The 407-nt window shown below is 45.9% G+C and carries 1 rRNA gene; it reads right to left on the bottom strand.

Features of this window, described 5'->3' with window-relative positions:
• Positions 1 to 73 precede the first annotated feature (73 nt).
• A 23S ribosomal RNA gene (locus WQ56_RS17395) occupies positions 74 to 407 on the bottom strand; the annotation flags it as partial.

Genomic DNA, 407 nt, shown 5'->3' with positions numbered 1-407 from the left:
CATATGAATGTAGATTATACATTCAAAACTAGATAGTAAGTAAAAGTGATTTTGCTTCGCAAAACATTTAAATTTGATTAAGTCTTCGATCGATTAGTATTCGTCAGCTCCACATGTCACCATGCTTCCACCTCGAACCTATTAACCTCATCATCTTTGAGGGATCTTATAACCGAAGTTGGGAAATCTCATCTTGAGGGGGGCTTCATGCTTAGATGCTTTCAGCACTTATCCCGTCCATACATAGCTACCCAGCAATGCCGTTGGCACGACAACTGGTCCACCAGGGGTATGTCCATCCCGGTCCTCTCGTACTAAGGACAGCGCCTCTCAAATTTCCTGCGCCCACGACGGATAGGGACCGAACTGTCTCACGACGTTCTGAACCCAGCTCGCGTACCGCTTTA

Origin of the sequence: Luteimonas sp. FCS-9 (assembly GCF_001014645.1) — a bacterium.
Taxonomy (GTDB): domain Bacteria; phylum Pseudomonadota; class Gammaproteobacteria; order Xanthomonadales; family Xanthomonadaceae; genus Luteimonas.
This window is presented reverse-complemented; position numbering and strand designations above follow the sequence as displayed.